Annotated in this window: 13 protein-coding genes; 9 read left to right on the top strand and 4 right to left on the bottom strand. The window is 42.4% G+C overall.

Annotation, left to right across the window (positions count from 1 at the left end; genetic code table 11):
• The first annotated feature begins 38 nt into the window (after positions 1–38).
• Complete coding sequence (gene miaA / locus BSHG_RS13395) at positions 39–944, top strand: tRNA (adenosine(37)-N6)-dimethylallyltransferase MiaA (protein WP_005785112.1); 906 nt, start codon at positions 39–41, stop codon at positions 942–944.
• A 301-nt stretch (positions 945–1,245) separates the two neighbouring features.
• Positions 1,246–2,421 (top strand): 6-bladed beta-propeller, encoded by a 1,176-nt coding sequence (locus BSHG_RS13400; RefSeq protein ID WP_008658713.1) that lies wholly within the window; start codon positions 1,246–1,248, stop codon positions 2,419–2,421.
• A gap of 95 nt (positions 2,422–2,516) precedes the next feature.
• On the opposite strand, the gene BSHG_RS13405 is transcribed toward BSHG_RS13400, so the two are convergent.
• The 3 genes from BSHG_RS13405 to BSHG_RS13415 all read right to left on the bottom strand — a co-directional run bounded on the left by BSHG_RS13405 (position 2,517) and on the right by BSHG_RS13415 (position 6,744).
• Positions 2,517–4,559, bottom strand: a complete 2,043-nt coding sequence (locus BSHG_RS13405; protein WP_008658712.1) for a sensor histidine kinase — start codon at positions 4,557–4,559, stop codon at positions 2,517–2,519.
• A 241-nt stretch (positions 4,560–4,800) separates the two neighbouring features.
• Complete coding sequence (locus tag BSHG_RS13410; protein WP_008658711.1) at positions 4,801–6,363, bottom strand: M56 family metallopeptidase; 1,563 nt, start codon at positions 6,361–6,363, stop codon at positions 4,801–4,803.
• Positions 6,364–6,378: 15 nt separating this feature from the next.
• Entirely contained in the window at positions 6,379–6,744 is a 366-nt protein-coding gene (locus BSHG_RS13415) for a BlaI/MecI/CopY family transcriptional regulator (protein ID WP_008769502.1), read from the bottom strand.
• A gap of 1,568 nt (positions 6,745–8,312) precedes the next feature.
• Here BSHG_RS13415 and BSHG_RS0220235 point away from each other — a divergent pair.
• From BSHG_RS0220235 to BSHG_RS13445, 7 genes are all read left to right on the top strand, one after another.
• Positions 8,313–8,537 carry a hypothetical protein gene (locus BSHG_RS0220235; RefSeq protein ID WP_032497364.1) on the top strand — a complete coding sequence of 75 codons (225 nt, stop codon included), beginning with the start codon at positions 8,313–8,315 and terminating at the stop codon, positions 8,535–8,537.
• A gap of 125 nt (positions 8,538–8,662) precedes the next feature.
• Positions 8,663–9,649, top strand: coding sequence for a GSCFA domain-containing protein (locus tag BSHG_RS13420; RefSeq protein ID WP_008658708.1), 987 nt, complete (start codon positions 8,663–8,665; stop codon positions 9,647–9,649).
• A gap of 29 nt (positions 9,650–9,678) precedes the next feature.
• Positions 9,679–12,174 (top strand): bifunctional UDP-N-acetylmuramoyl-tripeptide:D-alanyl-D-alanine ligase/alanine racemase, encoded by a 2,496-nt coding sequence (locus BSHG_RS13425; RefSeq protein ID WP_005785097.1) that lies wholly within the window; start codon positions 9,679–9,681, stop codon positions 12,172–12,174.
• Positions 12,175–12,335: 161 nt separating this feature from the next.
• Positions 12,336–12,563 carry a twin-arginine translocase TatA/TatE family subunit gene (locus tag BSHG_RS13430; RefSeq protein WP_005785095.1) on the top strand — a complete coding sequence of 76 codons (228 nt, stop codon included), beginning with the start codon at positions 12,336–12,338 and terminating at the stop codon, positions 12,561–12,563.
• A 76-nt stretch (positions 12,564–12,639) separates the two neighbouring features.
• The gene (gene tatC, locus BSHG_RS13435; RefSeq protein WP_005785093.1) at positions 12,640–13,434 is read left to right on the top strand and encodes a twin-arginine translocase subunit TatC; all 795 of its coding nucleotides are present in this window, start codon (positions 12,640–12,642) and stop codon (positions 13,432–13,434) included.
• 207 nt (positions 13,435–13,641) lie between these two features.
• The gene (locus BSHG_RS13440) at positions 13,642–14,682 is read left to right on the top strand and encodes an acyltransferase family protein (RefSeq protein ID WP_005801308.1); all 1,041 of its coding nucleotides are present in this window, start codon (positions 13,642–13,644) and stop codon (positions 14,680–14,682) included.
• Between the two features lie 95 nt (positions 14,683–14,777).
• Positions 14,778–18,239: an AAA domain-containing protein gene (locus BSHG_RS13445; protein ID WP_008658705.1), complete on the top strand. Its 3,462-nt coding sequence runs from the start codon at positions 14,778–14,780 to the stop codon at positions 18,237–18,239.
• Between the two features lie 319 nt (positions 18,240–18,558).
• Here the strand turns inward: BSHG_RS13445 and BSHG_RS13450 are convergent, their stop codons facing one another.
• Entirely contained in the window at positions 18,559–19,806 is a 1,248-nt protein-coding gene (locus BSHG_RS13450) for a PNGase F N-terminal domain-containing protein (RefSeq protein WP_008658704.1), read from the bottom strand.
• Positions 19,807–19,808: the final 2 nt, after the last annotated feature.

Genomic DNA, 19,808 nt, shown 5'->3' with positions numbered 1-19,808 from the left:
TGCTGTCACATGGGTACATTATCACATGACCAATCGTTATGACTGCCAAAACTTTAATTGTACTTATAGGTCCTACAGGTGTAGGAAAAACGGAGTTAAGCCTCCGCATAGCAGAATATTTCAAGACGAGTATCATTTCGTCTGACTCCCGACAGTTATACGCCGAACTTAAGATAGGAACGGCTGCTCCGACCCCGGAGCAATTAAAACGGGTTCCACACTACTTTGTAGGTACCCTGCAACTTACCGATTATTACAGTGCCGCCCAATACGAGACGGAAGTAATGAGTGTTCTCGAACAGTTATTTCAACAACATCATGTCGTCCTGCTCACCGGAGGCTCTATGATGTATGTGGATGCCATCTGCAAAGGCATTGATGACATACCGACAGTAGATGCCGAGACTCGTGAGCTCTTGCTACATAAATATGACACAGAAGGACTCGATAATCTCTGTGCCGAACTGAAGCTACTGGATCCGGAGTACTATAAAATTGTAGATTTAAAAAATCCCAAACGGGTCATCCACGCCTTGGAGATCTGTTACATGACAGGGAAAACTTATACCTCTTTCCGTACACAACAAAAAAAGGAACGCCCGTTCCACATCCTAAAAATAGGACTGACGCGAGATCGCGCCGAATTATATGATCGCATCAACCGTCGTGTAGACCAGATGATGGACGAAGGATTGCTGGAAGAAGCCCGCTCCGTATATGCCCACCGAGAGTTGAACTCCCTGAACACTGTAGGCTATAAGGAAATATTTAAATATCTGGATGGAGAGTGGGATCTTGACTTCGCTATCGAAAAAATAAAACAGAACTCACGTATCTACTCACGCAAACAAATGACCTGGTTCAAACGGGATGAAGAGATCAGATGGTTCCATCCTGAACAAGAGAAAGAAATATTATCGTATCTTCAGGCCTCAATTAAATAAACAGGTTTATATAGAAGATAAATTCTTAACAAAGAAGAGAAAAAAGCCGGATAAAATAAAAAGAGTTGCAAAGGAAGCGTTATTACATAATATTTTTAGTATCTTTATCGATAATAAGAATATCCCTTAAAAGTTAACACTATGCGAAAACGAGTACTTTTCTTACCCGGCATTGCAGCACCCACCCATTGTCTTGCGCATAATCACTACAATTAAATTCAATCTTCAATTTTTTATCCAATATCGGGGCATTGACACCAATCGGATACGAATATAATAATGGATATAATCGCATGCGAATATGATTTTAGTGCAGATATTAGTCAAAGACCTCTTTAATATGATAAAAAAAATATTTTTCTCCAGCTTCCTATTGATTATAATGTTCTGCGGATGTATGACCCAGAATGAAATAACAGGTTCGGTCGCAAAGTTAGAAACAGTAGAAAAAGTAGTGGATGACACTCTTTTCCTAAAAAATCCTCAAGTCTTCTGCTTGGAAACCAAAGACAATGCATTGATAAAGCGTATAAATCGGGTAATAGAATGGAAAAACACCTATTATATTTTAGATAAATCCATGAAGCAAGTGTTGGCTTTCAATGACAAAGGCAGACACCTATTTACCATACACCGTGTAGGGATAGGTAAAGGAGAATATGGAAGCATACTGGATATAGCCATAGACAGGCAAAATGAAAATTTAGTATTCCTGGCTGACCCGACCTCACTGATATATTATGACTTGCAAGGAAACTTCATTAAAACCACCAAACTACCAGGATACTATCATTCAATAGCTATTGATAACGGAATGATATACTTAGAAAACGAAACATATATTAATAATCAGTTATCCACATCGTCCATCACAGTAATAGCCCCGGACAACCAAAAGACTGAACTATTAAAACCACTCCGAGAAATAGCTCCTTATTGTTTTATCGGAGAAAGCCGGCTGAATGGAACCACTCCTATTGTATTTACCAGAAAATTCGATAACACCATCTACCAACTGGAAGACGGAAAGATAACCCCTTACTACTCTTTCGATTTTATGAACGAGAATTTTCCGGAAGCTGCTAAAGACAAAGAATACACCTGTCGTGAGCTTAATAAGTTCACCTGGGATCGATATGTATATTTAATGGCTAATGTGGCAAATGCTCCCCAGTATTTAATGTTCAGTACGAATCTGTTCGGTGTATATGTATTTGATAAAACGCAAAACAAATTATTGAAATACAATAAGATACGAAATACGGGATACCAAACAGACTTACACCAATACATACCGGTGGAAGGAGCCAACAACCGTGTATTCTTCACGGTTTATCCTACGACCCTGTTCAGCCTCAAAGCTATCGTAGACAATCATCCATCTTTCAAGGATAAAATGTCCGATAAACTATATAAACTGACAGAATCATTGGACAGCGACTCTAATCCTATCATTTTCAGCTATCAGATAAAATAAATATTTGACAATAGGATATATCTCCAACGCCACCGATTACCCAAACGGTTATCCCGGTTTACGTAATCGGTGGTAAACAAACTGTTATCTCTCTTTTATTTTTCCAGATTCTCCAGATCGATTTCCACGATCAGCTCTGTTCCTTTTCCCGGAGCAGAGTTCAAAGTCAGAGTTCCCCTCAGGTTTTCCACACGCTCTTTTATGATAGTAAGACCAATTCCCGTCTTCCCGGCCTGTTGCTCAAATCCTCTTCCATTATCCGAAACTGTCAATTTCACCTTGTTATCTTCCCGCACCAGGATAATCTTCACCAGCGTGGCTTGTGCATGCTTCAACGAGTTACCAACAGCTTCCTGTACAATTCGATAGATCTCCAGCGACACCTTCTGCGATAAATTGTCAAAGTTATCCTCCGGTTCGAGCAACAGCTCCAGTTCGGTCTGCCCCGGCTGATTATGCTGATATACATAATCCTGAAGAATCTCCGATAACGAAGCGTATTTGAAAATAGGTGGCATCAGGTCATGCGAAATGCCCCGTACTTCCGCTTGCAAAGTTTGTAACGTGTCCATGATCTCCTCACAACTACTTGTTCCATCGGTGATTTTCATCTTGATGGCCAATAATTCATTGGAAACATTATCATGAAGTTCCTTCGCCAATCGCTTTCTTTCCACCTCAAGACCTTCCAGATAATATTGAACTTTACGCTGTTGCGCTTCATGCACTAAAGACTGGAACTCCCGTTCCCTTTCCTCAAGTTTTGTCTTCTGCAACTTAACCAGAAGTTCAGCTTCCTGCTGCTTTAGTTTGGCAATCTGCAGCATTCCTTCATGAATACGCTGGCGCGAACGATAGCGTTTCAAAAGTAAAAAGATAGTGACCAGTGCCAGAACAATAAGAATGGCCGAAAGAATATTAATCCGTCGGTTCTTTTCGTTAATAGCGGACAATTGCTCCACAACCCGTTCCTTTTCATTCAGATTATATTGTGTCCGTAATTTCTGGATCGTCTTATTGCTATTTTTGTCAAACAAACGAGTTTCATATTTCAGTGAATTACGGGCTGCCTCCAAAGCCTTATTATAAAGTTCCTGCTTCTCGTATACCTTAGCCAACAGTGTATAGAATTCAATCAAAGCATGATAGTAATCCACCTCCTGCTCTTCATCCATCCGCTTCAACTCACGCAGTCCGTCCTGTAAATGTTGTTCGGCCAATTCATAATCTGCCTGATAATAGGCAATTACTCCCGAAACATAACTGACCGAAACATTGGCGTCAATCTTTTTAGGATTCATCAGTTTCTTACCCGTTTCAAAGCACTGTTCGGCTTCCTTGATTTTTCCCGCCTCGCTGTAAACTATTGCCTGGTGCAAATAATTGTCGGATATGACATATCCCACGTCATAAGGATTTTCGGTGGATGTGTAGACCTTAAAAGCCTCCTGGTTATACTTCGTTACAGAATCCAGTAAATCCACCCGGTGTTCATTCTGATATAAGGCATAAAAGTATTTCGCCTTTATGGTCCACTTCAATATCTGCTGAAAAGGGAAGTCTACCGGTAAGTCTTTCATCGCTTCCGACAATTCATGTAATCCCTCATCATCTTGCCACATCGAGTAAATGATAGACAGATCATAATAAATCTCCGTTAAGATGGCCGGCTTCATTTCATTGCGATTAAAATACTCAGCAGCCTGATAATAATTCTCATGTGCCTGTTCCATCAAATTCTTATCCGAATAATAGATTCCGGCAATGTAGTGCATCATACCGGAAATATTGTTGTTTTCAAACTTTCCCTTATTCATAAAAGCACTGTCCAGATAGTCTTTAGCCTCAGTCATATGTCCAAGTTGATTTTCGAACATGGCTACAATGGAATAAAGACGGGTAATGACCGCCTTATCCTCCACCTCTTTCGCTTCCGGAATCAATTGCTTCAGCACGGCAATCTGATGCTCCCGTGAAAGATATTCGATATCCCCGGTCATATAATAACGTTCCATCAAAGGAATCTTTTTATTTTTCATCAGATTCATTATCGAATCATACTGTGCGGCATCGTCTTGTGCATCGGCCGCTATAACGCAGCAAAATAGAAATAAAAAAACGGATAATAATCTCTTCATAAATACATAATGGTTAAAGTGTAATCCTCCGACTCGGAATAAACATGGCTTCAGAGTCCAAACAGTTCGTTATATCGTTGGCTAATATACGAATCTATTTCATTATATAATTGATAAAGTTCTTTCAAATCGATATTTTCCCATTTTTTTCCATCCTTCCGACTGGGGATAGAAGACTTGTCCTCCATGGTGAGTTTTGACACATTGGTCTGTGGGAGTAGCACCCCACAATAAATATTTTTTAGTCTGCCGGATTCAATGTCACGTTTACCTCCGGAGCCACAGCCTTTTCAACTGTTGTCATGCCCGTATATGAAATACGGAGCATAGCGTTCTTGGGAGCCAAAAGAACAAAATGTCCATAAGCATCAGACATTGTTCCCGAGACGGTTCCCGAAATAAATACAGATGCCCCCGCCAATGGCTTATCCAGATGATCTTTGACCACTCCTACAACCTTCACCCCGTCTTCCGGATCCGAAGCAGAAAGAGACAGCACATTTTGCACATCCTTTCCTTTCAGTGTAATCAGAATTACGCCATGTTTGGCCTTATCTCCATATATGGCTGTCGACGCTTCGTCTTTCAGAACACTGATAGACTCAATCATATCCGGATTGATATCCCGTTGCATCTGCTCGCCGGTTATCTCTTTTCCATCCACAAGGATCAAGGGCTGAGGTTGAGAACCGGCATTTCTAACCGAAAACAAATCCATCCCGCTTCTTTTCATCCCATCCGTTATGGTTACTTTCGAGTGCGTAGGTACCGTTTCCAACCGGGATACTTCAAAAGCTTCTTCTTTCGGAGCATCTTTTTTCACAGTATCTTTCAACACCTCAACCTTTTTTTCAGGCACTTTAGTCCCTACTATTTGCACGAAATCATTCACTTTCACGGCCGAGATTTCATCCATCTTACCCGAAATCTCAGGACGGGCAAATGCAGTCACAGCAATGGCGGCCAAAGGAAGTACATACAAGTACTTCAATCGTGCCCATGGATTTGACTTTTCTTTTAACATCATAGTGATACGTTTTTTAAGTTTACTGTGATTAAAGCTGTTGGCCATAGAGTAGAGCCTTGTGCCAACAGCTTTTTTTATCAGTAGCAACTGATATTGCCTGGCATTAACTCCCTCTCTGATAACAGACTCATCCGCTTCATACTCATGAATATTCTGAAGTTCCTGCTTTAATAGCCAGGAAGCCGGATTGAACCATTGAAAGAAAATACAGATATCGGCAATCAGCAAATCGACAGAGTGACGATTACGAACATGTGCTGCCTCATGAATGAGTATCTCTCTGCCATCCTCCTCCAAATCCACTTTAGAGATAACAATATACTTCATCCAGCTGAAAGGTGAAATCTTTTGTTGATGAATCACTAAGGTCATTCCGTTTTCCATCTTCTCTTTCTCCCCTGACCTCAGCAGCATCAACAGACGCCCCAAAGAATAAATATGCCGGCAGGCGAAAAAGAGAACTCCTGATAAATAAACCATCAAAAGAATCTGTATGCCGGATAAAGTCACCGCTTCGGCAGGTGTCACCTCCGATACCGGCATATCTGCCATCATCAATAATTGTTCGATAGTAAGCATCGTCTGATGTACTTCTGTCTGTTCGATAGTAGTCAGTTGAACAAGAGGCAACAACAGAGACAGCAACAACAGAGTCAACAGAGCGATCCTGTTAAATCGGTGAAATGTCTCCTTGCTCAATAACAAGCGGTAAAACAGATAAAAACCTGCCAAGCAAACAGAAGACTTTACTATATAAACGAAAAAGAGTCCCATCATATCCGCATCATTTAATTATTCTTCGTTCTTTTGCTCCACCTCCTGAATCAACTTCTTGAGGTCGTCAAGCGAAATATCTTCTTCCTTCACCAATGACGACACAGCACTGAGATACGAATTATTGAAATACTTGCTAATTACACTTTTCAGCGTACGTTTACTAAAGTCCGATTCGCTGACTACCGCATAATACTGATAGGTATTGCCATAAGTATGATGTGCTAAAAAGCCCTTCTCTTCCAATCCGCGCACAATTGTAGACAAAGTATTGAAATGTGGTTTTGGCTCATCATAAAATGCCAGTATCTCTTTCACAAACAAAGGACCCTTCTCCCAGAAAAATCCCATAATCTCTTCTTCTTTTGCTGTTAATCTTTTCATAACCTTTTCTTCATTTGAACACAAATAACGAAAAGATTTAGTTCAAAAACTAATTTCAGCAGTTAATTAAAACTAAAGCGGATAGTTTCATGATAAAGCATATACATGCAAAACATTACCAGCCGATAAAGTGTTATTTCATACATTTTTTAACCGTTTGCTATGCTAAATCAAAAATAATTCTCACCTTTGTAGTGTACTACGTTTTTTGAATTTTATTAGAGACAATAGAAAGCAAACTTTTTGTCTTACAACAGCCAAGAGCATATAATTTAGTTATATGCTCACGGCTTTGTCATAAAGACAACGGTTCTGCCCCCGTGATTAGGTTGTAATGGCCTAAACTGCATGCTTTCTATCCTCTGGATTCAAATATGCGTAGTACAGCGGGTCAGCAGGGCCGTTCATTTTTCCCTGCCTATTACGTTTAAGCCATGGGCAAACCTATTATCAGAATTTTATATTTCCAACGCCGGGGAATCGACGCCAATGGTTATTACAGATTGAATTACATCATTCAGCGAGGCAGAAAGATTCTATACTATGCCACAGAAACCAAGGACTTTGAATATTCAGACTGTTTCACTTCTTCCTGTTTAGCCGAACGGAAAGAAACGATTCTCGATACAGCCCAATACATCTTCAAAGTTCACAAGGTGAGATATTCCCGCCTGATACTAAGTCCAAGCTACTCATATATCACTAAGTATAAATCCCGTATCCGGCAGATCTGCACCGCCACCCGATTTTGTAAATCAGACATCATTTGGACGATGTGTCCCCGGAGTTTCATACCTATTTCAAAGATTCCATTTTCATTTTAGTTTTTTCTTTCAGTTTGAACCTTTATATACATTCTTAAATCCAGATCTCTACAACAAACTCAACCAGTTGATGCGAACCGCTGTTTCTTTATTGCCCCCCGTAAAGAGCAGCGGTTCTTTTTATCCTGCCAATTAAGTAAATAAACATCTTAATTTTGCTATACTTATAAAGCATCGTATATCAATATCTTACTTCTTATCTCAGCACCTTTATCCCGGTCCGCGTACCGGGGCTTATGGGCTCAGGTACACGGGACGAAATAAGGACTGCACCATTTCCTAATTAAACAACGAAAAAACAAAATACTTTAAAAGGTATATTTGCTTAAGAAGTGTGCAATCTATATCTGTAGTTCAGATACTTACGTGAAATATCACCTTAAAACAGAGGGTGGAAGATGAAAGATCGATTTTTTGGGGGTTCTTCTTCAAATTTGGTGGTAAGTTTTCTTTTACTCATGGAATCTAATTCAGTTTTCGGACGTGTAAGCCCTCTTTTATAGTTGACAAAAAAGGAAGTATCCCGGCTTTCGCCCGAAGAGTCCATCCGTGAGGTGAAGAAGCTAATATTAGACTAAACCATCTGAAAATCAATATCTTTAAGAAGTAAGATTTCTGTCCTCAAAAGCTTTGTTTTAACACAGAGTTAAAGCTTGTTCTTTGGATGTGAATAAGAAGTTCTTTAAATGCAAAAGACTTGTTATTTGCGCACAAGAACCTGACAACCTGCAAAAGACGTTAACAATGTTAATTGAAAAAAGGTATAAGGATGAAGATACCGGTTCAGACGGCGTAAACTCGCTTCCGAAACTTGAGTTATCTTATTCATCCGGTGTGTATTTTTTTATCAAAACAAAAAAGGACAATTATCAACTTGGAAATAAAGAAATAAAGAATTTACCACCAAATTTGAAGAAGAACCATCTTTTGCAGGAGATGGTATTTCAAATCAGGAGCGTGAATGCGTAGGGTTACGCAAGAGGGCAAGCGTTTCAGGTATCCGCAACAACGATACGGCATATTTTCAGCTGCTTGCATACGTTTCCCGAAATTATCATGTACCTTTGTACTCCCGTTTATAGAATTACTTGATTATGAACCTGAATACTCCGGTAGAGATTCCATCTGGATTCACCCCCATCAGCCATGCCCAGCAACTGCTGATTATGGGTTCCTGCTTTGCAGAGAACATCGGTACCCTGCTTGCTGAAAATAAATTCCGGATCGATATCAATCCATTCGGTATCTTATATAATCCACGATCCATCTCAATGGCTTTGCGCGAAATCATCAGCCAAAAGCAATACAAAGCATCCGATCTGTTTCTGCATCGTGAATGTTGGCACAGCCCGATGCATCACGGCTCTTTCTCCGCCGCCACCCTTGCAAACACCTTACGGAATATCCAATCCCGTGTGGAACAGGCACATAAAGAGCTGAAACAACTTGACCGGCTTATGCTGACCTTCGGCACCGCATACGTATACGAACAAAAAGAGACAGGAAAGGTAGTGGCCAACTGTCACAAATTGCCTGAAAAGAATTTTATACGCCGCCGCCTTGAGATAGACGAGATAGTAGAAGACTATACCCTGCTATTGGACGAATTGATCTCTTTGAATCCTCAACTAAAGATCTTGTTCACAGTCAGCCCCATTCGCCACATACGAGACGGAATGCATGCCAACCAACTCAGTAAAAGCGTGCTGCTGCTTGCCATCGACCGACTGATGCAACGTTATCCACAGGTCACTTGCTACTTTCCTTCTTATGAAATAGTATTGGATGAACTTCGGGACTATCGCTTCTATGCAGATGACATGGTACACCCATCCACGTTGACCGTCAATTATCTATGGGAGCGTTTTTCGGAGACTTTCTTCACCCCCGAAACCCAAAGCCTAATCAAAGAGTGTGAAACGATACGAAAAGCGATTGCGCACAAACCTTTCCATCCCGAGTCGGAAGAGCATAAAAGATTTTTAGGACAAATTGTGTTAAAAATAGAACGACTTAACGGAAAATACCCGTACTTAGATTTCGAAAAAGAAACAAACATGTGCCGATTGGCGCTTCAATAAATGTGCAAATATGCCAATGCTTTAATATTATGTCATATACAATTGAATCAATCGTTGAAAAAATAGGTGCACGGCGTCTGGGAAACAAGCCTGCTGCCATCGACTGGCTACTGACTGACAGCCGTTCGTTATGCTTTCCGGAAGAGACCCTCTTCTTTGCCATTCCCACCAAAAGAAACAACGGCGCACGCTACATCCCTGACCTTTATGAACGGGGAGTGCGCAATTTTGTAGTCACAAGCGAAGATTTCAAAGGGCTCACCATGGACAGTGAGCAACTAAAAGTGACAATGGCTCAGGAATGCAATTTCCTTATTGTCCCCAATACTTTAAAAGCACTTCAGAAATTGGCCGAACAACACCGTGGTTCCTTCCAGATTCCGGTAGTCGGCATTACGGGCAGCAATGGAAAGACCATTGTAAAAGAATGGCTTCACCAATTGCTCAGCCCCGACCGGGTTATCGTGCGTTCACCGCGCAGCTACAATTCGCAAATCGGTGTCCCGCTGTCAGTCTGGCAAATGAACGAGGAATCCGAACTGGGCATTTTCGAAGCCGGCATTTCGGAAATGGGCGAAATGCGTCCGTTACAGAATATGATTAAGCCGACAATAGGCATCCTGACCAACATTGGCGGAGCACATCAGGAAAACTTCTTTTCACTGCAAGAGAAGTGCATGGAAAAACTAAGCCTGTTTAAAGATTGCGACGTAGTCATTTACAATGGCGACAACGAAATGATAAGCAACTGCGTAGGAAAGTCAATGCTGACTGCCCGTGAAATCGCATGGAGCATGAGGGATATCGAACGTCCGCTCTATATCAGCAGGGTTGAGAAGAAAGAAGATCATACCGTCATCTCCTACCGCTATCTGGAGATGGACAATACATTCTGTATTCCCTTTATCGATGATGCTTCCATAGAGAACTCACTGAACTGCCTCGCTGCCTGCCTGTACCTGATGGTACCGGCCGACCAGATCACCGAACGAATGGCCCGGCTCGAACCTGTAGCGATGCGCCTTGAAGTAAAAGACGGAAAGAACAACTGTATCTTGATCAATGACAGTTATAATTCGGACCTTGCTTCGCTGGATATCGCTCTCGACTTTCTTTACCGGCGTTCGCAGTCAAAAGGCCTAAAGCGCACTTTGATCCTTTCGGATATCCTGGAAACCGGACAAAGCACGACAACACTCTACCGCAAAGTGGCACAACTGGTTCACAGCCGCGGCATTGAAAAGATTATCGGTGTAGGTGCCGAAATATCCTCATGCGCATCAAAGTTTGATATAGAAAAATATTTCTTCCCCGATACCAAGGCACTTCTGGCATCAGATGTAATTAAGAAACTCAGAAATGAAATCATCCTGATAAAAGGCTCCCGCAACTTCGGTTTCGACCTCGTTTCGGAAGAACTGGAACTGAAAGTACACGAAACCATCCTGGAAGTAAACCTGGGAGCTATGGTAGCCAACCTGAATCACTACCGCTCGATGCTCAAACCGGAAACTAAAATGGTGTGCATGGTGAAAGCGTCTGCTTATGGAGCAGGTTCGTACGAAATAGCCAAAACCCTTCAGGAGCATCACGCTGACTATCTGGCAGTGGCCGTAGCCGATGAAGGTTCCGACCTTCGCAAAGCAGGGATCACAGCCTCCATTATCATCATGGATCCCGAACTGACCGCTTTCAAAACCATGTTCGACTATAAACTGGAACCGGAAGTATACAATTTCCATTTGCTCGACGCATTGATAAAGGCCGCCGAAAAAGAAGGTATCACCAACTTCCCCATTCACGTAAAACTGGATACGGGTATGCACCGATTGGGATTCGAAGAGAAAGACATCCCGCAACTGATTCGCCGGTTAAAGAACCAGAATGCACTGATCCCCCGCTCTGTCTTTTCCCATTTCGTAGGCAGTGATTCTGCCCAGTTCGACGCTTTTACCCGGCAGCAAATAGAACGATATGAAAAGATGTCAAAGGAACTGCAAGATGCATTTCCGCACAAAATACTGCGCCATATCTGCAACACAGCCGGTATCGAACGCTTCCCCGGTGCACAGTTCGACATGGTTCGTCTTGGCATCGGATTGTATGGAATCAGTCCGATCGATAACTCAATCATCAACAACGTGAGTACCTTGAAAACAACGATTCTCCAAATACGGGACGTGGCGGAAGAAGATACTGTAGGTTATAGCCGCAAAGGGCATCTGATACGTCCCTCACGTATCGCTGCTATACCCATCGGATATGCCGACGGCCTGAACCGCCATTTGGGATGCGGACATGGCTATTGCCTTGTCAATGGCAAAAAAGCCCCATACGTAGGAAATATCTGCATGGATGTGTGCATGATCGACGTAACGGATATTGATTGTAGAGAAGGTGATCAAGCTATCATCTTCGGTGACGAATTACCGATTACCGTCTTATCGGATGCGCTCGAAACCATCCCTTATGAAGTATTGACAGGTATTTCAACCCGGGTCAAGAGAGTATATTATCAAGATTAACTCCAAAAGATTCAGTCGGAAAAGTGAAAAGTAACGGACATTAACCTCCTTCAGCTTTTCACTTTTCGTTTTTATGAGCCTGGTTTTCGCTTTTATGATTCTGCCTTTCTTTTTTCATTCAAAATAGTCTATCTTTGCACACAAACTAATACAATACCGTTATGACAAACCTTTTTTTATTAGGATTCATGCCCAGTGGTTCCGAATGGATTATCATCTTGTTGGTTATACTCTTGCTTTTTGGTGGTAAAAAGATTCCCGAACTGATGCGCGGGCTCGGCAAAGGAGTGAAAAGTTTTAAAGAAGGGGTGAATGAAGCCAAAGAGGAAATAAACAAAGCAAAAGAAGAAATCGACGAACCGGAAAACAAAGAAAAGAAAGATAACTGATATCCTGTTTTGTTTCCGTCTCTTACATGAGATGAAAATAGAACGAAAGTAAATTTCAACCGCCTTTCTCTTAATAATGGCAGAAATTAAAGAACTGACTTTTTGGGATCACCTGGATGAACTGCGCCGGGTGCTGTTTCGAATTATAGGTGTATGGTTTGTTTTGGCTGTAGGCTATTTCATTGCTATGCCCTATCTGTTCGACCATGTCATTCTGGCTCCCTGCCACAACGATTTCATCTTTTACCATCTTCTGCGGGACATCGGACAGGCATTCGACCTTACCGATGACTTCTTTACCCGTGAGTTTAAAGTCAAGCTGGTAAATATCAATCTGGCAGCACCTTTTTTTATCCACATGTCCACCGCTTTCTGGATGTCTGTAGTCACTGCCACACCTTATTTGTTTTTCGAGATATGGCGTTTCATACGTCCTGCCCTTTACCCTAATGAACGAAAAGGAGTCCGCAAAGCCCTGACCATCGGCACGGTCATGTTTTTTATCGGAGTCCTTTTAGGTTATTTCATGGTCTATCCGCTCACCCTTCGTTTTCTCTCTACCTATCAACTCAGCGTAGAAATAGAGAATCAGATCTCCCTGAACTCTTACATCGACAATTTTATGATGCTGGTGCTCTGCATGGGGCTGGCTTTCGAACTACCTTTGGTAACCTGGTTGCTTTCCTTGCTTGGATTGGTAAACAAATCATTCTTACGAAAATACCGGAGACATGCCATTGTCCTGATTGTCATCGCTGCTGCTGTCATTACTCCAACAGGAGACCCTTTCACACTCAGCATCGTAGCTATTCCCCTCTATCTGCTTTATGAAATGAGCATATTGATGATTAAAGACAAAAACCGCTCGTAGATCCTGGTTACCTACTCTTCTTTGCATATATCAGTTTCTCTCGATACGGCTTGAATATCAAGCCACAATTCATTTATTCCATTATCATACAAGAAAAAAGCATACTTCTTGATTCATACTAACTATACTTTCCATATATTTGCAGTATTCAACACACATCACATCTTTAATGATGAAAATAAAAAAACGATAAGACAATACGAAATTATGATTAATACTTTAACATCGTTGAGATTCATATTTGCAATAATGGTTTTTGGAGCACATTGCTATGTTATAGACAATGTTTTCAATACCCATTTTTTCAAAGAGGGATTTGTAGGCGTCAGCTTCTTTTTTGTGCTAAGCGGCTTTATTATAGCATATAATTATCAAGAGAAACTGAAAGACAACAAAATAGACAAACGCACTTTCTGGGTAGCACGCATTGCGCGTATTTATCCTTTACATTGGCTGACATTGTTTATTGCTGCTATTTTAGGGAGTTACGTTATAGCATCGGGAACTTTAGATTGGCTTAAGCATTTCTTAGCTTCGCTCACTTTGACAAATGCTTATATTCCCAGAGCCGACTACTTTTTCTCTTTCAACAGCCCTTCATGGAGTTTATGCTGTGAACAGCTTTTTTACATCTGCTTCCCATTCCTTATACCTTTAGCAAAAAATTACAAGTATTTGCTTTCTGTTTTTGGAATTGTAGCGATACTAATGGTCGTCGGCATGTACTTTACTCCGGAAGATGAAATAAAAGGCTTCTGGTATGTCAATCCAATTACCCGATTTCCGGATTTCATTGTCGGCATGTTACTGTTCCAATTGTATGAACGCTTGAAAAACAAGAATATCACTGCCTTGCAAGGAAGTATCATTGAAATCTCATCTATTATCTTATTTTTAATTTTCTACCTCTATGCCGCCGATATACCTAAAGTATACCGATATTCATGTTATTATTGGCTCCCTGTTGCGGTGATTCTGATTAGTTTTTCACTTCAGAAAGGTATCTTTTCCCGCATTTTATCCAACCGTTTTCTAGTGATAGGGGGAGAAATCAGTTACAGTTTTTATTTGATCCATCTATTTGTCTTATTGACATATTCAGAATGGCAAAAAGAAAATAATCTTCATACGGAATGGTACATTTCCGTCCCGATTTTATTCAGTATCATCATTCTATTAAGCCTGCTTTCTTACTACTATTTTGAGAAGCCTATGAATAAACGAGTAAAAACATTACTAAACAGATAGTTCACAAAACAAATTGCCTACAGAAACTCCGATATCGAAGTAATGATACTTTCGTACACATTTTCATCCGTCCGCATGAAAATCCGGGAATTATCATGTATTTTTGCTGTATGGAAAATGAGGTAAACGAATCTTTTGAAATCCTGCTTGCAGCCTGTCGGACAGCAGACAGCAATCTGGCGGTGGCTTACAAACAGTTGCGTGATTTGCTCGAACGATTGTGCCGGGCACAAATGCAGGATGAAAGTCTTCAGATGACTGACCTTTCAGCACGGATCAGTTTTGTATCGGCACGGGCAGGGCTGACAATTGTTGAACAAAACCGATTACACACTTTTCGCCTGACCTCAAACGCTATTCTCAATCGAAAAGAGGAACCTGTACGCGAAAAGTTACTGCGGGATGCCAAGACACTTGCCTTCTTTATACGTAAACTTTACGAAGTCGAGATTCCCGGCGAACTCTACCACTTACTGCCGCGTGCCGACGCAACTTACCTCGTAGCACCTCCGGCTAAAAAGCGAATAGAGCGAATGCGTGTATGCTATCAATATGCCGACGAGCAGTATCTATATGTAACTCCGGTCGATACCATTGCTGACGAATATCTGAGGATACGTTATAATGTGCCGCAGATCAACGAGGAGTTTGCTCAAACCTGCGAAATTTTATGGTGTCATGCACAACTCAACCTACTTGATGTGGCCATTGACAAAACCGGTGTCCTGACTCCTTCGTTCATCGTACTCGAACCGGATTACTTAATCGACATCAGTTCGTTGGCAGAATGTTTTCGTGATTACGGACATCATCCCGCCAACTATGTACTGGCCCGCCTCCAACCCATCGACAATGCCCGGCCATTATTACTGGGAAACATTGCCAACCTTTTCCTGGACGAATGGATTCATGCAGAAAACGCACCGGACTACAGAGAGTGTATGCAAAAAGCCTTTCGCCGTTACCCGATTGAACTGGCTGCCTGCACCGACCTACGTGACAGAGAGAAGGAACGACAGTTCTTTGACGATTGCAAACTACACTTCGAACATATCCGCGAAGTGGTGACAGACACCTTCCGTGCGCCGGGCTATGAATTGGATAAGACTGATGCAGTGCTCGAGCCCTCGTACATTTGCGAAGCATTGGGACTGCAAGGACGATTGGACTACATGCAGCGTGACATGTCATCGTTTATTGAGATGAAATCGGGGAAAGCAGACGAATTCTCCATCCGCAACAAAGTAGAGCCCAAAGAAAACAATAAAGTACAAATGCTGCTCTACCAGGCAGTGCTGCAATACTCGATGGGAATGGACCACCACCGGGTAAAAGCCTATCTGCTCTACACACGCTACCCTTTACTTTATCCGGCACGTCCGTCGTGGGCCATGGTGCGCCGGATCATCAATCTGCGCAACCGGATCGTATCTGATGAATATGGAATCCAGTTACGAAACAGTGTGGAGTATACCGCCTCCAAACTCCAAGCCATACGTTCCGACATACTCAACGAACGAGGATTATCCGGCCGGTTCTGGGAACAATATCTCCGCCCGTCCATCGATAATCTATCGCAGAAACTGGCTTCACTTACCCCGCTGGAACAGTCGTACTTCTACGCACTCTATAATTTCATAACCAAAGAGCTGTATACTTCCAAGTCCGGAGACGTCGATTACGAAGGACGTACCGGCTCAGCCGCCCTGTGGCTATCTACCCTGACAGAGAAATGCGAAGCCGGTGAGATTCTTTACGATCTGCGCATCAAAGAGAATCATGCTGCCGATGAACATAAAGCATATATCCTCCTTGAGCAAAGGAAAGAGGGATACGGAGAAAATAAACTATCCCCGGAACCTAACGAAATATCCTCTGAGGTAGAAAAAGGAGCACAGGCCTTGCCTAATTTCCGTCAGGGGGATGCCATTGTACTTTATGAACGCAACCGGAACGAAGATAACGTCACCAATAAGATGGTATTCAAAGGCAATATCGAGTTCATCACAGAAGAAGAGATAGGTATACGCCTGCGTGCCACTCAGCAGAATAGTTCCGTGCTTCCGCCGGACAGCCTCTATGCAATAGAGCACGACACAATGGATACTACCTTCCGGAGCATGTACCAGGCATTATCGGCTTTCGCTTCGGCAACCAAAGAACGGCGTGATCTTTTATTGGCACAACGAATGCCCGAATTCGAGTACGGACTTGACAAACAGATTCTAACCGCCCCGGACGATTTTACACGGGTCACACTAAAAGCACTGGCTGCCAAAGACTTTTTCCTATTGGTAGGACCGCCGGGAACGGGCAAGACCTCATGCGCCTTGAAAAAAATGGTGGAAACTTTCCATTGCGAAGCGCAGACCCAAATCCTCCTGCTCTCGTATACAAACCGGGCTGTGGACGAAATTTGCAAAGCCATCTCATCCATTCGGCCGGAGGTCGACTTTATTCGTGTCGGCAGTGAGTTGTCTTGTGACGAAGCTTACCGGCATCATCTGATTGAAAACGAACTTTCTCTTTGTACCCGCCGCTCGGAAGTAGCAGAACGCATCGCCCGTTGCCGTATTTTTGTAGGCACAGTTGCTTCCATCTCCGGAAAACCCGAACTGTTCCGCCTGAAGAGATTCGATGTAGCCATTATCGATGAAGCGACCCAAATCCTGGAACCTCAACTATTAGGTATCCTATGTGCCCGGAGCGAAAATGGAGAGAATGCCGTCGGCAAGTTCATACTGATCGGTGATCATAAACAATTGCCTGCCGTCGTATTGCAAAATACCGAACAATCGGAAATCTACGATGAAGGCTTACGTAGCGCCGGACTGAAAAATCTCAAGGATTCTCTTTTCGAACGCCTCTACCGCACCCTGCAAACCTCTTCCGAGGATCTCTTTCCCGACTCAGCATCGGTATCGGCTCCGAACCATCGCTCCTTCGACATGCTTTGCAAACAAGGACGTATGCATCCGGAAGTAGCTCATTTTGCCAATCAGGCATTTTATGAAGGACGCCTGTTACCGGTGGGATTGCCTCATCAAATGGAAGACAACCAAGATGTGCAACGAATGGTTTTTCTACCTTCCGAACCCGAACCTCAAGGTACATCGGCCAAAGTCAACCATTCCGAAGCACGGATCGTCGCCCGAATCGCAGCCGACGTTTACCAGCAATATGGTGGAACATTCGACGGAATGCGTACTCTGGGTATCATTACTCCCTATCGGAGTCAGATCGCATTAATAAGAAAAGAGATTGTCAAAATGGGTATTCCGGAACTAAACTCCATTTTAGTCGATACGGTAGAAAGGTTTCAAGGCAGCGAACGGGATGTGATAATCTATTCTTTCTGTGTGAACTATCCTTATCAACTCCGTTTCCTTTCCAACCTGACAGAGGAAAACGGAGTATTCATAGATCGAAAACTAAATGTCGCATTGACAAGAGCACGCAAGCAAATGTTCATCACCGGGGTTCCCCGATTATTGGAACAAAACCCGATTTATGACAGTTTGATAAAATTAATAAAACAACAGGAACCGTTATCTTAATTTTGCAGTCCTTAGCTTTTATTCTTTCTTTCTGAACTTCGTTAACACCTCAGTATATTGCAAACCGCTATATTTGCACTACGTTTTTTTCATAGAGATTTAGATTTAAGGTTAGAAGAATTGTGGAAGTCGTGAGACTTCCCTTTTTTTCATCTTAAAGTTTGCTTTCTTTTTGAGCAAAAGCATAAAAAGAAAGTAAACCTAAAAAGCCCCTTCGTGAGAAGAGGCTTTTTTTATGCTTCCATTCGGCAGATACAGGGTTCGATCATCTCCTTATGGCTTTGAACGGGTCACCGCAGTGAATCTTAATTCACTATAATTATTCCTCCCACACCAGATAGGCCGAAACCAACCAGTGGTTCAATTTATTGCCATCCACAGCCTGAGCTTCGGGAATACTGACTGTAAAAGTATGCTTGCCGGGAGCAAGTGTACCGATAACAGCCTCTTCGGGTACAACATCCGAACCGGGACACCAGTTGGAACGGGATAGGTCTGAAGAAGCCAGAGGTTCTTCCACTTCTTTCTCCGTATATCCTTTCTCACCAATATAAGAAGCCAAGCGCTTAATCAACCAAACACCGGTAGCCGGATTGAAACGACGGAAAGAAGCACAATCATCACGCCAAGGGATGAAGTTGAGCACCTCTTTTCCATCTACAGAAATGATATTGCGTTTTTGCACGAATTCATCCCCGCCGCTATGTCCGCCATGTCCGGTCACTATATATTTTAACCGGATATTTTTGGCACCTTTAGGAACTGTAAAATCAGTAGATACATCTCTCCGGGCAAAGATATCGGGATAACTTTGTCCCATGTAGTAAACCGTATTCATCAACGGCTCCACATGACGTTTTGGAAGTACGTCACAAGCCAGACGACTCTCTTTTACGTCGATATCCGCATTGGCCAAATACCCTTCAGAAGTCCATGTATCGATATAAATACCGACATAGGCTTCGCCTTCAAGCAACGGATAAAGATCGGTTATATCTTGTTGCCAGGTGACATTACTTTCCCATTTGGGGATATAGACCGGACGACGTTTACTGCTCAGCGAATCATTATTATTGCTATAGTGTCCTACACCGAACGGAGTCATGAAACGCATCAGCTCCACTGTGGGTAAATAATCCTTTCCGGGAACAATACCTACCATTTTCTCCAGCTTCAAACTATCTACCGAAGGAAACTTCATGCCGTCACGGGCAATAGTCAGTAGGTTAATAGCCGATGATTTAGGCAATACAAAGCAAGAACCCGATTTGTCCCAACGATCTCCATTGGAGGCGAGGGTTACTTTCAGGCTTACCGACACATTTCGTTTGTATTCGGGAAGAGTAATCTTTTTCAGAATGATACGTCCGTTGACCAAATGGTATACGCCCGTACCATCTGCTTCATTATAATTATCAGGATACGTATCGGGAGAGAAACGCACATTCACATTTTCAAAAACCGGAATATGAAGATCGCCTTTAGCGGGCAGATTTTTATGCCCGCCCGCCCATACCGGAACAGAAAGGAATAAAGAAACGAATAAAGAAGTTAATCTGATATTCATAA

Origin of the sequence: Bacteroides sp. 3_2_5 (assembly GCF_000159855.2) — a bacterium.
GTDB classification, from domain to species: Bacteria; Bacteroidota; Bacteroidia; order Bacteroidales; family Bacteroidaceae; genus Bacteroides; species Bacteroides fragilis.
Note: the sequence above shows the minus strand (reverse complement) of the source record. Positions and strands in the feature narration are given on the sequence as shown.